This is a genomic window from Megamonas sp. Calf98-2 (genome assembly GCF_900110235.1).
Taxonomy (GTDB): domain Bacteria; phylum Bacillota; class Negativicutes; order Selenomonadales; family Selenomonadaceae; genus Megamonas; species Megamonas funiformis.
The window spans coordinates 48,377-62,153 of sequence record NZ_FOCY01000013.1 but is presented as its reverse complement, the minus strand read 5'-3'; the positions used below and the strand labels follow the sequence as shown (position 1 = coordinate 62,153).

Here is a 13,777-nt window from a genome sequence, read left to right as displayed (position 1 = left end):
CTATATATCTGATTTTTTCTGCTTTCGCCACATTCACGCTTAACTTTATTTCATGTTTACGTTGTAGTTCAAATATCTTTAGGAGTTTCCAGCAGTTCAAACAGTATAGGATAGCTCTTTGTCTATCTCTACGTACATATTTCTATATACGCTGACTATTTTGTTTGCCTAACTCATGATTTAAATCACAAGTGTGCGGCTCACAATAATCAAAAACGCCTCTCTTCTATTCATCTCAATATCTTATATTATAAAGAAAAAGCAGACAAAAGTCTGCTTTTTCTTATTATCTATCAAAATGTTTTTGCCATTGATGATGGAAAGTACCTTCTCTATCAATGCGTTTATACGTATGAGCACCAAAATAATCTCTTTGAGCTTGAATGAGATTTGCACCCACAACTTTTGTACTCAAGCCATCAATATAAGAAATTGCATTTGCAAAAGCTGGTACTGGTACACCTGCTAAAATAGCTTTAGCTACAATTTTTCTTAAACATTGCTGATTATTTTTTACTTTTTCAGCAAAGAATTCATTTTCAATTAAATTATCTAAATTAGGTTCTTGCTGATAAGCATTAGTTATATTATTTAAAAATCTCGCTTGAATGATACAACCAGCTCTAAAAATAGAAGCAATATCACCTAAGTTTAAATTCCAATCATATGTTTCAGAAGCGCTTTTATAAAGAGCAAGACCTTGAGCATATGCTGCAATTTTAGCTGTATATAAAGAGCGTCTTACATCTTCTACAAAATCTGCATCAATTTCTACAGATAATACTTTTTTCAAACCACTTTCTGCTAATTGTTGACGTTTTTCATAGAAAGAACTGATATTTCTAGCATTGCAAGCACTTGTCATAATAGATGTATTCACACCTTGTTCTAAAGCAGCTAAACTTGTCCAACGACCTGTGCCTTTTTGCCCTGCACTATCTAAGATTTTATCTACTAATTCGCCTTCGCCTAAATCATCTTTTTCTTTAAAGATATCTGCTGTAATACCAATTAAGAAGCTATTTAATTCACCTTGGTTCCATTCATTGAAAATATCTGCAATCTGAGAATTTTCATATCCACCAACATGTTTTAATAATAAATAAGCTTCAGCAATAAGTTGCATATCTGCATATTCAATGCCATTATGCACCATTTTTACATAATGACCTGCACCATTTTCACCAATATATGTGCAACAAGGTTTACCATCTTCAGCTTTAGCGGAAATAGCTTCTAAAACTTCTTTGATTTCTTTATAACTTTCTTTATTACCGCCTGGCATTAATGCTGGACCATTGAGTGCTCCCTCTTCACCGCCAGATACACCAACACCAAAATATTTAAATCCTTTAGAAGTTACATATTCATATCTTCTTTGTGTATCTTTAAAGAAGGAATTACCACCGTCCATGATGATATCTTCTTTATCTAAATAAGGTAAAAGACTTTCAATTACACTATCTACTGCTTTACCTGCTGTTACCATGATAAAGAATTTGCGAGGACGAGTCATACCTTCCACTAAAGATTTTACATCATAAAAAGCTGTTATATTATCATGTGGATGATTTTTAACAAAAGCTTCTGTTAAATCTGGAGTGTAATTATATACGGCTACTTTGAAATTATGATTTGCCATATTTAAAGCTAAACAGCTTCCCATTACACCCATACCAATAACTGCTATATTTGATTTCATAAATTTTATTTTCCCCCATTAAAAATTAAAAAAATATATCTATATTGTACAACTGTCTATCAAAAAAAGCTACCAATAAGGTAGCTTTTTTATTTTTCTCGTACAATATATTATCGCATGTCTAAAATTCAGCTACTAAATTATTCATAAAATACATTTATCTTCTTTATTTATAATTTATTTGCATAAAATCTTCAAAAACTATCAAAATAAGATTGCATTTAAAATCATTACACCAATAATACCTGCAACGGAAATAATAGTTTCTAAAGCACACCATGTGCGAATTGTTCCCTTTATAGTTAAGCCAAAGAACTCTTTAAATAACCAAAATCCTGGGTCATTTGGTGGACTGAAAATTACACTACCTGCACCAACTGCTAATACCATAAGTTCTGGGCTTACACCAGTGAGAGGAATTAATGGTGCTACAATACCACCTGCTGTGAGTGCTGCTACAGTTGCAGACCCAACAGAAGTTCTGATAACAGCAGCAATCAACCATGATAAGTATAAATAAAATAATAATCCCCACAGCCAATATAGCTAATGGCATAATCAAAACCCTCTCTCTTTATATATTTTTATTATTTATACATTTTATTTTGATACGTAGTTATGCGTGCAAAATCAGGTTGTAATTTTTCATATAAACTACTATAGATATCAAAAAGTTCTTCATAGACTTCTTTATTTTCTGCTTGTGGTTTATATACTTTCTTCGGTTTAATTAAATTTGCAGTATCTGATATATCTTTCATCTCACCACTAGCTATGAAACCTAAAACGGCTGCCCCAAAAGCTGCTCCCTCACTATTTTGAGGTAAAGTTATATGTTCGCCAAAGATATCAGCCATAATTTGTAACCATAATGGTGATTTTGTAAAACTACCACTAACGCGAATATCTTTTACCTGACTAAAATCTTTTAAAGCACTTAGTACACAATTTAAACTAAAACATATACCTTCCATGCCAGCTCTAATCATATGAGAACGACTGTGATTTAAAGATAAGCCAAAAAACATTCCACGAAGTTCAGAATTCCAATATGGTGCACGTTCACCTGTAAAAAATGGCAACAACAATAATCCTTCTGCTCCAGATGGAATTTTAGAAGCTTTAAGCGTCATTAAATCATATGGGTCAATATCGATATCTTCTAAACGATGATTGCTATAATGACAGACTTTATCGCGAAGCCATCTCATGATGATACCACCATTATTTATAGCACCACCTGCAACCCACATATCATCAGTCAAGTTATAACACCATGTGCGTCCCAAACTATCCACCTTTGGTGTTTTGGTAAGCATTCTAATTGCTCCGCTTGTACCGATTGTCGCACTTAACTGACCATCTTCAATAGCACCAATTCCCACATTTACCAATACACCATCAGTAGCACCAATAACTACAGGTAAATTTTCTGGTAAATTCAATCTTTGCGCTGCACTATCTGTCAATTTACTCTGATAAGTTGTAGATACAACAGGTGGTAATTGTTCTCTTGTTATTCCCGCATAATTTAAAATTTCTTCGTCCCAATCCATTTTATGAGCATTATATAAACCACTTGCAGAAGCTGAAGATTTATCAACTACCCATTCACCTGTCATTTTTTCAAAAATATAATCTTTTAAAGAATAGATATATCTCATTTTGGCAAATACATCAGGATAATTTTTTCTCACCCATAAGATTTTCAAAAATGGATAACAAGAATGAGTTGGACAACATGTTCTTTCATAAAAACCTTTTACTAAGGCTTCATCTTTTTTTAATTCATTAACAATACCTACGGAACGACTATCTGCCCAAGTTATCATATTGCTCAATAATTCACGATTTTCATTAGCCGGTGCAAAGCTATGCATAACAGTACTAATAGCTATACCAGATACATTTTTACCTTTATAAATTAAAGTATTAGCTACTTCACGTACAACTTTTTCAATTGCTTTATATATAATCTCAGGATTTTGCTCAGCCCAATCTGGATATGGTGTTTCTAACGGATAAAATTCATCTGCACTACATAAACTCAATCCATCTTTTTGATAAGCAATCGCTCTAACTCCTGTAGTACCTACATCTACCCCAATCCAAATACAACTTCTTGTATTACTAAAATCCAACATTAAAACCGCCCTTTCCCTAAATCATTATAAATAAACTGAAAAATCATTAATTTATGTAATTTCTTTATTTACTAACACAAGCAAATTATAACAAATAAAACTTTATTATGCAATATATTTTTCATTTTATTTTTATTTTTTGATATTTTTATATCATTTTTACCAATCTTCTTCTATACTATCACTATATTTTGTTGTTATAATTACATTAAGAAAGATTTTGAGGTGAATATCATGGAGACAAATACATCTATCTTAACATTAATGCGTAGCAATTATAATAATATGACAAAATCAGAAAAACGCATCATAGATTATATCCTTGCCAATTTAAAAACTGTCATGAGTCAAACTATCTCCGATTTAGCCAGCAATACTCAAAGTTCGGAAATTACTATTTCTCGTTTTTGTAAAAAATTAGGTTTTAGCGGTCTACAAAGTTTAAAAATAGCCTTAGCTAGTGAAGTATACAGCCAAGATGAATTAGTATCTCAAGAAATAAATCCCAATGATTCCTATAAATTAATTGCTGAAAAACTTTTTTCTTCCATCACTGATGGACTGCAAGACACTTTAAAATTAATTGATTTTGAACAATTAGAAAAAGCTGTTCAGTTAATAAAAAATGCTCATCAAATCTGTGTATATGGCTTTGGCAATTCTTTTACAGTCTGCCAAGATATCGAAACACGTTTTATGCGTTTTGGCATTCCTATAAAAGCCTATAATGATTTGCATATGCAAGTTACAGCTTCTTCTCTACTCACAGAAAAAGATTTAATTATCTGCGTATCTCATACAGGAGCCAACATTGACCTTCTACAAGCTATAGAATTAGCTCACAATAATAATGTTCCTATAATTGCCATAACAAGTTATATGAATTCTCCTCTTTGTAAATTAGCTGATGTTGTTTTGCATGGTATGGGTCGCGAAATTGCCTATAAATCTGAAGCTGTCGCTTCACGATTAATACACATGGCCATAGTAGATATTCTATATATGGGTGTATATCAAAAAAATGTTACAAAAAACTTCACTAATATCAAAAAAATGCGTAATGCTATAGCTAAACGCAGATTGTAATGTACATTTACTTACACTTTTTTCTAAAAAATTTTATAAAATATGTAAAATAATAAAAAAACTACTTGCTAAATACCTAATTTGCTATATAATGTTGAATATTGATTTAGATTTTATATTATTTTAGAGGTATTTTATGAAAAAATATATTATCCAGTATGCAATGATCGTCATTGGTGCTCTTATTTCTGCCATATCATGTAATTTGTTCTTAATTCCTAATCATTTTCTCTCTGGCGGACTTACAGGGATTGCCATTATTCTTCACTATTTATTTGATTTACCTATCGGTATTCAAAATATCATCTTCAACATTCCAATTTTATATATTGCCTATCATTTTTTTGGAAGACTATATTTTTTCAACACAATATTAGGTACAGGTCTATATTCATTCTTCATTGATTTAACATCATTCTTAACACCATATACTCCACTACATAATAATCCTATGTTGTCAGCTATCGTTGCTGGTGTAGTTTCTGGTATTGGCTTTGGTCTTATCTTACGTGCTAATGCTAATACTGGTGGTGCCGATGTAATTGCAGCTTTAATCAAGAAACTTTATTCTTATAATATCGGTACAATGATTTTCGCTTTAAATTGTATCATCGTACTTTGTGGTCTTTGTCTATTCAATTTTGAAGTAGCTATTTACACTTTAATCTACATGTACATCATGGGTGAAGTTGATAACCGCATTGTTACTGGTTTCAATAAACGAAAATCCATCATGATTATTTCCGATAAGTCTGAACAAATTGCAGGGCTTATCATGCTTGAATTAGGACGTGGTGTTACCTTAATCAATGGTGAAGGTGGCTATACACATACTAAAAAGAAAATACTTTATATCGTAGTAAATCTTACGCAATTAAGTAAAATTAAAGAAATAGCTTTAAATATAGATAAAAAAGCCTTCTTTATTATCTCTAATGCTTCTGAAGTAAATGGTAAAGGCTTCTCTTACCATTAAATAATAAATAATGACAAAATAAAAAGGATAAGAATTGATTTATTTCAACTCTTATCCTTTTATTTATATTCACTCTTATGCTTAAAAAGAAATTATCCTTTTATCCTTGGAAATAAAAATATACAAATACGATTAGACCTAAAATTATACGATACCAACCAAACGCTTTAAAGTCATTTGTTCTTACATAACGAAGTAAGAATTTAATAGAAATAATAGAAACTATAAAGGCTACTACCATACCCACTAATAATAGAATAACTTCTTCAAAAGTATAATTAAAACCGAATTTAAATAGTTTTAACGCACTAGCACCAAACATAACAGGAATAGCTAAAAAGAATGTATATTCTGTAGCTACCACACGAGAAGTTCCAAATAAAATACCACCTAAAATAGTGGAACCAGAACGAGATGTACCTGGCACTAAAGACAATACCTGAAAGAAACCTATTATCAATGCTGTTTTATAATCTAAATAGTCAATATCTTTGATGCTTGGTGTTCTATGTTTATTATAATTTTCAACTATAATAAATAATACCCCATATAAAATCAAAGTGAATGCTACTACTTGTGCATTCATAAAATGCTCTTCCATATAATCATTAAAAGCTAAACCAATTACAGCAGCAGGAATACAGCCAACGATTACTTTTCCCCATAAAGAAATGGTTTGTCTTTTTTTCAAATATGTTTTTCTTTTTGAAAATGGATTTAGTCTATCAAAATTTAAAGCAACTACAGCTAAAATTGCACCTAACTGAATAACTACTAAGAACATATCCATAAATGCTTTACTTACATTTAAAGACATAAATTCATCAACTAAAATCATATGACCTGTACTACTTACAGGTAACCATTCTGTTAGACCTTCAACAATCCCTAAAACAATAGCTTTTATAATTTCTAGGGTAAACATAAATTATAAAATCCCTCCTATTTGTTTATTATTTTTCCAATATAAAATTTAAAACTGAATTTAAGCTGAAACAATTAATAAAAAAATTTATTCTAATTCGCAAAAGAGGTCTCTTTATAGAGACCTCTTTTATATTTTTATTTGATTATCAGCCTTTACCTTTTACGATATCAATTGCATCGAAAAGTTTACTTACAGATTTTTTCTGATAAATACGGGAAATTACTTCACCTATAGGTGGAGCCATAGATACAGAAACAATTTTGCTAGAATGTTTTTCTTCAGGTAATGGAATAGTATTTGTAATAATTAACTCTTCCATTGGAGAATCTTCAATACGCTGAACTGCTGGATCACTTAAGATACCATGAGTACAACAAGCATAAACAGATTTTGCACCATGTTTAACAAGTGCTTTAGCACCTTCACATAAAGAACCTGCTGTATCTACGATATCATCAATGATAACGCAATTCTTATCTTTTACTTCACCAATTAAATTCATAACTTTAGCGCAACCTGGCATTGGACGGCGTTTTTCAATAATAGCAATAGGTGCTTTTAAACGGTCTGCTAAAGCACGAGCGCGTGTTACACCACCAAGGTCAGGAGAAACAACTACTACATCTTCAAGATTTTTAGCTTGGATATAAGCTGCAAGAAGTGGAGCTGCTGCAAGATGGTCTACTGGGATATCAAAGAAACCTTGGATTTGACCTGCATGTAAATCAACAGTGATTACACGGTCAATACCAGCTGTAGTCATAAGATTAGCTACTAATTTTGCAGAAATAGGTTCGCGACCACGAGTTTTACGGTCTTGACGAGAATAAGCATAATATGGTACAACCGCATTAATGCTCTGTGCAGATGCACGACGGCAAGCATCAGCCATAACGAGTAATTCCATAAGATTGTCATTTACTGGTTGGCTAGTTGGCTGAATAATAAATACATCCTTACCACGAATACTGTCACTAATCATTACTTGAGTTTCACCATTATTGAAGTGACCTACAAAAGCATGACATAATTCCACACCGATATACTGTGCTACTTCTTCTGCTAATTTTGGATTTGCATTACCAGTGAGAATACATAATTTTGAGGTATCGAAGTTCATTTTACTCCTCCTGAAATCTGTTAAAAATATAATAAATAATAATAATATATATAGAAATGTAGTTATGCTACATTGCTACCAAAATAAAATATAAATTAAACTATTATACTAACTAAATTTCTTAGTTATTTTCTTTTATCTTTCCAGCCTTCAATATTTTTCTGTCTTTCACGTGCGATTGCAAGTGCGTTTTCTGGAACTTCTTTCGTAATTGTAGAGCCTGCACCTACATAAGCACCATTATTTACTTTAACTGGAGCTACAAGATTTGAGTTGCAACCAATAAAGCAATCATCACCTATTATAGTACGGAATTTATTTTTTCCATCATAATTTACAGTGATTGTACCACAACCCATATTTACACCAGAGCCCATATCAGTATCTCCAATATAGCTCAAGTGAGGTAATTTAGAGCCTTCACCAATATTAGAATTTTTAACTTCTACGAAGTTACCAATTTTTACTTTATATGCAAGTTTTGTATTTGGACGAATGTGTACATATGGTCCCATTTTTACATCATCTGCGATTTCACAGTCTTCAGTAAAACTAAACATAGCTTCTACATTATCGCCCATAACTGTATTTTTGAAATGTGAATTTGGTCCAAGTTTACAGCCTTCACCAATTTTACTATTGCCTTCAATCCAAGTAGATGGATAGATTATAGTATCTTGTCCAATTTCAACGTCAACATCTACATAAGTGCTATTAGGGTCCATTAAAGTTACCCCTTGAGCCATTAATTCTTTATTTTTACGCTGACGAATGATTTTTTCAGCATTTGCTAATTGTTCACGAGAATTTATACCTAATGTTTCTTCATAATTATCAGCAATAGAAGCATTTATTTTCTGTTTTTCTCCACGTAAAATGGATAAAACATCTGGTAAATAATATTCGCCTTGAGCATTATTATTATTTACTTTTTTCAAGCTAGCAAATAAAGCTTCGGCATCAAAACAATAAATTCCTGTATTGATTTCATTGATTGCAAGTTCACGTTCGCTAGCATCTTTTTGTTCTACGATTTTTTCTACAGAACCATCTACTAAACGAATTACACGTCCATAGCCAAATGGATCTGACATAAATGTTGTAAGTACAGAGGCTTTAGCTCCTGATTGTACATGTTCTTCATAGAAATTTTTTAATGTAGCACCTGTAACAAGTGGAGTATCGCCACATAAAACCATTATAGCAGTATTTTTATCTTTGATTAATGATTCTGCCTGCATTACAGCATGACCTGTACCTAATTGTTCTTCTTGTAAAACGATTTCAGCTTTATCGCCTAAAACAGCTTGTACTTGTTCACGACCAAAGCCTACTACAACTATATTACGTGTGGAACCAGCACTTTTAGCAGCATCAAGTACATGTTCTACCATTGGCTTTCCACCTGCACAATGGAGTACTTTTGGTAATTTAGATTTCATGCGAGTGCCTTTACCTGCGGCTAAAATTATGGTAATTAATCCTTCTGATTTCACCTTAAAATTCACTTTCCTTTATTGTATATGTGATGTATTTCTATCTCATTTCATTTGCAATTATAAAATAGAAACTTCTTGATGTTTTCATATCAAGCAAACCCCATGCATCCCATGGTTTATTATCTATAAAATTCATTTTGCTATTATCTTAGCAAAAAATCTTATACTGTATATCAAATAAAAACTTATCTAAGTTTATTATATCATATATAAATCATATCTAAAAAAAATCTTTAGCATTTATTTTACATATTGCCATCTTTATCTTCCATACTAAGCAATAAAGTATGTTCAGAACGTTCCATGTGATATTCAGAAGCTTTTTGTGCAGCAACTGCATCACCTTGAGCAATAGTATCTACAATACGACGATGTTCTTCTAAAGTTTCTTCCAAACGACCAGGATAAGCCATGGATTTTGCACGGAAACTTGTCAATTGTTCGCGTAAATTATAAATAATACCTACTAAACGATTATTTCTGCTTGCTTGATATAAAATATCATGGAATTTCGTATCAGCTTCAACGATTTTTTCCATATTTTTTTCTTTTATAGCTTCACCAATGACAACTAATAATCTTTGTAAATGTTCAAGTTCTTCATCAGTGATACGTTCAGCAGCAAGTCCACTAGCTAAAGAATCTAGTGAAGTTCTAATTTCAAAAACTTCATTAATATCTTTAATGGATAAATTGGATACATATGTACCACGGCGAGGCATCATAATTACATAGCCTTCTAATTCCAATTTACGAATTGCCTCTCTAACAGGAGTACGACTAACACCTAGTTGTTCAGCTAAATGAATTTCCATTAAGCGTTCGCCTGGTTTTAAAATACCTTTTCTTATAGCATCACGCAAAGTTTCAAAAACTACTTCACGTAAAGGTTGATAACTATCTAACTTTATCGGTGTAAGTTTATTGCTCATGTTTATTCCTCCATTAAAAATTTTTTTCTGCTGTTTTTACAGCAAATACATCTGCATCAAAATCCAACTGTATTTTACTTACTATATCTTTTGCTTTTTGACTATCTTCTACAATGGCAAAGACTGTTGGACCACTGCCAGACATCATTGCAGCCATTGCTCCATAATCAGAAAGTTTTTGTTTTATTTTAGCTATCTCAGGATATTCTGGGATAGTTACATATTCTAAGACATTACCTAAAGATTTACAAATACCTTGTAAATCTTTTTTTATTAAAGATTTGCGCATTGCTTTATTATCAGGATGAATTACACTATCTTGCACTTTATGATAATTTTTATATACCCATGCTGTAGATACATCTACTTTTGGTTTTACTAAAACAATATTTGTCTTTGGCATAGCTGAAATTTCTTGTAAAATTTCGCCTCTACCAGTCGCTAACATTGTTCCACCCATCAAGCAAAATGATATATCTGAACCTAATTGTTCTGCCATCTTACATAAAGCATTAATGCTTAAATTCATTTCAAATAATTCATTTAATCCTCTAAATACAGCAGCAGCATCTGTGCTACCACCAGCTAATCCAGCAGCTACAGGTATTCTTTTGATTAAATTAATTTCTACACCACTGTTTATCTTATATGTATCTAAAAATAATTTTGCTGCTTTATAAATTAAATTATCTTCTGGCTTTGCTACACCTTTGACATCACCATGAAGTATAATACCTTCTTCTGTATCAAGTTTAGTAAAAGTCAATGTATCAAATAAATTAATAGATTGCATAACCATACTAACTTCATGATAACCATCTGTTCTTTTGCCTAAAATATCCAAAGTAAGATTTATTTTCGCATTTGCATTTATTGTTACCATCTTATTCATCCTATCAATATCTTGTACTTAAAATACATTACTCATTCTTAAAAGATTTTATCATTCTATCAATAAAAAGTCTACTATCTCATATATTATTGTTAATTCTATCAATTCAAAAATCTTTTTTCCACTTGTACACGAATGTACTAAAAGTACAAAAGGCAAATATTTACCTTCATAAATACTTGCCCTTACTTATTTTACAAATTTATCAATCGCTTCTTTTAATTTATCAATTGCCTCTTGGTCATTTTCTTTTACCGCTTCTACTAAACAATGTTCTATATGGTCCTGCAAAATTATCTTAGAGACATTTTTTATCGCTGAATTAACAGCTGATAATTGAATTAATACATCGCTACAGTCTCTATTTTGCTCCACCATACGTTTTACTGCACTTAAATGACCAATAGCTCTTGATAAGCGATTTAATACAGCTTTTGTCTGCGTATGCGTGTGTGTATGTCCATGATGAGCATGTACCGTTCCGTCTTCATGAACATGCCAAGCTGAATTTATTTCCTTATCATTATCATTTATTTCCATTTAGCAAAAACCTCACTTTTTTTCTTGAGCATTCTTCGCCAAAAAAATCTCTTTTTGTAATTCGTTAAATTGTTCCATAGACATTACTACAATGTTTTTACCACTACTGCGCTGTACAATCAATGTTTCTTTTTCATCAACAACTTTATCAGCATAAATAGTAAATTCATTTAGTAAATCAGAAGATGATATAGCCATCATATATGTCACATCCTTTCCGATTAAAATAATAAAATACAACACAATTTATATTAACAAGAAGAAATTCCCAATCTAGGGTGCTTCACAGGTTTTAAACTGCGTTTGCGAATAATCGTTAAAGCCTCACTCATAGAAATATCTTCTCGTGAAGAATTTTCTTCAAAAACACAAATAGGATTTTTCATACCTATCTCTGAAGCTGGCATATATACATACTCTAAATTGACATTATCTCCATAGATAACACCATCACATAAATTAGCTTCAATCAAAGTTCTCATAAAAACCTCTTTACTCTAAAACATATTCTTTCGCCACAATACTGTCGCACAGATACCAGCTAAAAGCACAGCTAAAATACAAATATCCAAAAATGCCAATGGATTTTCTGACATAGGCACTTCCACATTCATACCAAAAAAGCTAGAGATTACAGTCGGTATAGCTAAAATAATTGTCATAGCAGCCAAAAAACGCATTACTAAGTTCAAATTATTCGACATTATCGAAGAAAAGGTATCAGCAAGCCTAGCCAAAATTGTACTATACATCTCAACCATTTCACGAGCCTGTTTATTTTCAATAATTACATCTTCTAGTAAATCTTCATCTTCTTCATATAACTTTATGATATTTTGCAAACTGTGATTAGAGCGCAAGCGCATGAGTTTTTCAAGCACTGCACCATTAGAACGCAAAGAAGCATTAAAATACGTAAGTGCTTTTTGTAATTCCAATAAACGTAAAATCTCTCTATTTTCAGTGGACTCACGCAATCTAGCTTCAATTTCATCAGAAAGTTTATCTATTTGACGAAGATATTTCAAATAATATGTAACAGATTTGTACAAAATTTGAAATAAAAAACGTGTTTTCTTGAAGGTGCGAAAAGAACGATATGTTCTTTCATTAAAATCTGAAATCACAGGCGTATCTTCTAAGCATACAGTGATAATATAATCTGGAGTCAAGATAATCGCTAATGGCAAAGTATCATAAGATTCAAATGTTCTCATCACTGGCACATTAGTCAAAATCATAATCGAATTATCTTCTATATCTGTATGTGAACGTTCCTCATTATCTAGTGCTGAACGCAAAAAATCTGGTTCTACTTGAGTTAAATTACCTACTACTTTCAATTCATAAGGAGTAGGCGCAACTATATTTATCCATGCTCCTTTTTCTAACGATTTTAATGTCAATTCCTTTAAAGGACCTGTTTCCATGGATTTATAGATTTTCAACATTGCGATAGATTTCTCCCTTCTCTAAAAAACCTACCACAATTTATTATTTAACTAAAAATTTTGTAATATCTTTGATAAATAATCGGGTAGGTATCCTCTATATTTATTTTCTTGATAATTTAACTTGTTACTCTCCGGATACTCGTCCATAATTATTCACCAACCTTTGTAATTTAAGATATTGCATAATTAAGTATAATTCATATGATATAACTTATCAAGCATATCAATAACTATAGTTTTTCCTCTCACTTAACTTTTTAAATTAATAGTTGACAACTATAAAAAAAACTTGCTATACTTATATAGCAACTAATGGAGAGGTGTCCGAGTGGTTTAAGGAGCTGGTCTTGAAAACCAGTGATTCCGAAAGGGACCGTGGGTTCGAATCCCACCCTCTCCGCCATAAAATTAAATGATACAGGGAAATATTTCAAAGTGTTTCAAAGTCTTGATAAATCTAATATTTAAAGGCTTTTTAGTAGTTTGAAGTATTTCCCTTTTTTA

Annotated in this window: 13 protein-coding genes, 1 tRNA gene and 1 pseudogene; 3 read left to right on the top strand and 12 right to left on the bottom strand. The window is 31.5% G+C overall.

Going from position 1 to position 13,777, the window contains the following annotated elements:
* Nucleotides 1-286: 286 nt before the first annotated feature.
* From gndA to BMX03_RS05420, 3 genes and pseudogenes are all read right to left on the bottom strand, one after another.
* Nucleotides 287-1,702, bottom strand: a complete 1,416-nt coding sequence (gene gndA / locus BMX03_RS05430) for an NADP-dependent phosphogluconate dehydrogenase (protein ID WP_091694262.1) — start codon at nt 1,700-1,702, stop codon at nt 287-289.
* A gap of 204 nt (nt 1,703-1,906) precedes the next feature.
* Nucleotides 1,907-2,218, bottom strand: a pseudogene (locus BMX03_RS05425) (hypothetical protein); the annotation flags it as partial.
* Between the two features lie 71 nt (nt 2,219-2,289).
* Nucleotides 2,290-3,846: a gluconokinase gene (locus BMX03_RS05420; protein WP_091694259.1), complete on the bottom strand. Its 1,557-nt coding sequence runs from the start codon at nt 3,844-3,846 to the stop codon at nt 2,290-2,292.
* A 234-nt stretch (nt 3,847-4,080) separates the two neighbouring features.
* Between BMX03_RS05420 and BMX03_RS05415 the strand changes: the two genes are divergently transcribed.
* Together BMX03_RS05415 and BMX03_RS05410 are read left to right on the top strand one after the other, a co-directional pair.
* A complete protein-coding gene (locus tag BMX03_RS05415; RefSeq protein WP_015561873.1) occupies nt 4,081-4,932 on the top strand; it encodes a MurR/RpiR family transcriptional regulator in 852 nt (283 codons plus the stop codon).
* 136 nt (nt 4,933-5,068) lie between these two features.
* Nucleotides 5,069-5,908: a YitT family protein gene (locus BMX03_RS05410; protein WP_015561874.1), complete on the top strand. Its 840-nt coding sequence runs from the start codon at nt 5,069-5,071 to the stop codon at nt 5,906-5,908.
* A 100-nt stretch (nt 5,909-6,008) separates the two neighbouring features.
* On the opposite strand, the gene BMX03_RS05405 is transcribed toward BMX03_RS05410, so the two are convergent.
* The 9 genes from BMX03_RS05405 to BMX03_RS05365 all read right to left on the bottom strand — a co-directional run bounded on the left by BMX03_RS05405 (nt 6,009) and on the right by BMX03_RS05365 (nt 13,270).
* A complete protein-coding gene (locus BMX03_RS05405) occupies nt 6,009-6,833 on the bottom strand; it encodes an undecaprenyl-diphosphate phosphatase (RefSeq protein ID WP_015561875.1) in 825 nt (274 codons plus the stop codon).
* Between the two features lie 148 nt (nt 6,834-6,981).
* Nucleotides 6,982-7,956, bottom strand: coding sequence for a ribose-phosphate diphosphokinase (locus BMX03_RS05400; RefSeq protein ID WP_008539375.1), 975 nt, complete (start codon nt 7,954-7,956; stop codon nt 6,982-6,984).
* A gap of 125 nt (nt 7,957-8,081) precedes the next feature.
* The gene (glmU, locus tag BMX03_RS05395) at nt 8,082-9,452 is read right to left on the bottom strand and encodes a bifunctional UDP-N-acetylglucosamine diphosphorylase/glucosamine-1-phosphate N-acetyltransferase GlmU (protein WP_091694256.1); all 1,371 of its coding nucleotides are present in this window, start codon (nt 9,450-9,452) and stop codon (nt 8,082-8,084) included.
* A 248-nt stretch (nt 9,453-9,700) separates the two neighbouring features.
* On the bottom strand, nt 9,701-10,387 hold the full coding sequence (locus BMX03_RS05390; RefSeq protein ID WP_008539373.1) for a GntR family transcriptional regulator: 687 nt from the start codon (nt 10,385-10,387) through the stop codon (nt 9,701-9,703).
* A 13-nt stretch (nt 10,388-10,400) separates the two neighbouring features.
* Nucleotides 10,401-11,270, bottom strand: a complete 870-nt coding sequence (ispE, locus tag BMX03_RS05385; RefSeq protein WP_091694253.1) for a 4-(cytidine 5'-diphospho)-2-C-methyl-D-erythritol kinase — start codon at nt 11,268-11,270, stop codon at nt 10,401-10,403.
* A gap of 198 nt (nt 11,271-11,468) precedes the next feature.
* The gene (locus BMX03_RS05380) at nt 11,469-11,819 is read right to left on the bottom strand and encodes a metal-sensing transcriptional repressor (RefSeq protein WP_008539371.1); all 351 of its coding nucleotides are present in this window, start codon (nt 11,817-11,819) and stop codon (nt 11,469-11,471) included.
* 12 nt (nt 11,820-11,831) lie between these two features.
* On the bottom strand, nt 11,832-12,020 hold the full coding sequence (locus BMX03_RS05375) for a type II toxin-antitoxin system prevent-host-death family antitoxin (protein ID WP_008539369.1): 189 nt from the start codon (nt 12,018-12,020) through the stop codon (nt 11,832-11,834).
* A 50-nt stretch (nt 12,021-12,070) separates the two neighbouring features.
* Nucleotides 12,071-12,301 carry a hypothetical protein gene (locus BMX03_RS05370; protein WP_022228349.1) on the bottom strand — a complete coding sequence of 77 codons (231 nt, stop codon included), beginning with the start codon at nt 12,299-12,301 and terminating at the stop codon, nt 12,071-12,073.
* Between the two features lie 15 nt (nt 12,302-12,316).
* Nucleotides 12,317-13,270 (bottom strand): magnesium transporter CorA family protein, encoded by a 954-nt coding sequence (locus BMX03_RS05365; RefSeq protein WP_008539365.1) that lies wholly within the window; start codon nt 13,268-13,270, stop codon nt 12,317-12,319.
* Nucleotides 13,271-13,587: 317 nt separating this feature from the next.
* Between BMX03_RS05365 and BMX03_RS05360 the strand changes: the two genes are divergently transcribed.
* A tRNA-Ser gene (locus BMX03_RS05360) sits at nt 13,588-13,676 on the top strand.
* The last annotated feature ends 101 nt before the right edge of the window (nt 13,677-13,777 follow it).

What these genes read in the sequence shown, in the direction of transcription:
- BMX03_RS05365 (WP_008539365.1), bottom strand. Translation starts at nt 13,270, where the DNA reads ATGTTGAAAATCTATAAATCCATGGAAACAGGTCCTTTAAAGGAATTG.
- BMX03_RS05420 (WP_091694259.1), bottom strand. Translation starts at nt 3,846, where the DNA reads ATGTTGGATTTTAGTAATACAAGAAGTTGTATTTGGATTGGGGTAGAT.
- BMX03_RS05375 (WP_008539369.1), bottom strand. Translation starts at nt 12,020, where the DNA reads ATGATGGCTATATCATCTTCTGATTTACTAAATGAATTTACTATTTAT.
- BMX03_RS05410 (WP_015561874.1), top strand. Translation starts at nt 5,069, where the DNA reads ATGAAAAAATATATTATCCAGTATGCAATGATCGTCATTGGTGCTCTT.
- ispE (WP_091694253.1), bottom strand. Translation starts at nt 11,270, where the DNA reads ATGGTAACAATAAATGCAAATGCGAAAATAAATCTTACTTTGGATATT.
- BMX03_RS05415 (WP_015561873.1), top strand. Translation starts at nt 4,081, where the DNA reads ATGGAGACAAATACATCTATCTTAACATTAATGCGTAGCAATTATAAT.
- BMX03_RS05405 (WP_015561875.1), bottom strand. Translation starts at nt 6,833, where the DNA reads ATGTTTACCCTAGAAATTATAAAAGCTATTGTTTTAGGGATTGTTGAA.
- BMX03_RS05370 (WP_022228349.1), bottom strand. Translation starts at nt 12,301, where the DNA reads ATGAGAACTTTGATTGAAGCTAATTTATGTGATGGTGTTATCTATGGA.
- BMX03_RS05390 (WP_008539373.1), bottom strand. Translation starts at nt 10,387, where the DNA reads ATGAGCAATAAACTTACACCGATAAAGTTAGATAGTTATCAACCTTTA.
- gndA (WP_091694262.1), bottom strand. Translation starts at nt 1,702, where the DNA reads ATGAAATCAAATATAGCAGTTATTGGTATGGGTGTAATGGGAAGCTGT.
- BMX03_RS05380 (WP_008539371.1), bottom strand. Translation starts at nt 11,819, where the DNA reads ATGGAAATAAATGATAATGATAAGGAAATAAATTCAGCTTGGCATGTT.
- BMX03_RS05400 (WP_008539375.1), bottom strand. Translation starts at nt 7,956, where the DNA reads ATGAACTTCGATACCTCAAAATTATGTATTCTCACTGGTAATGCAAAT.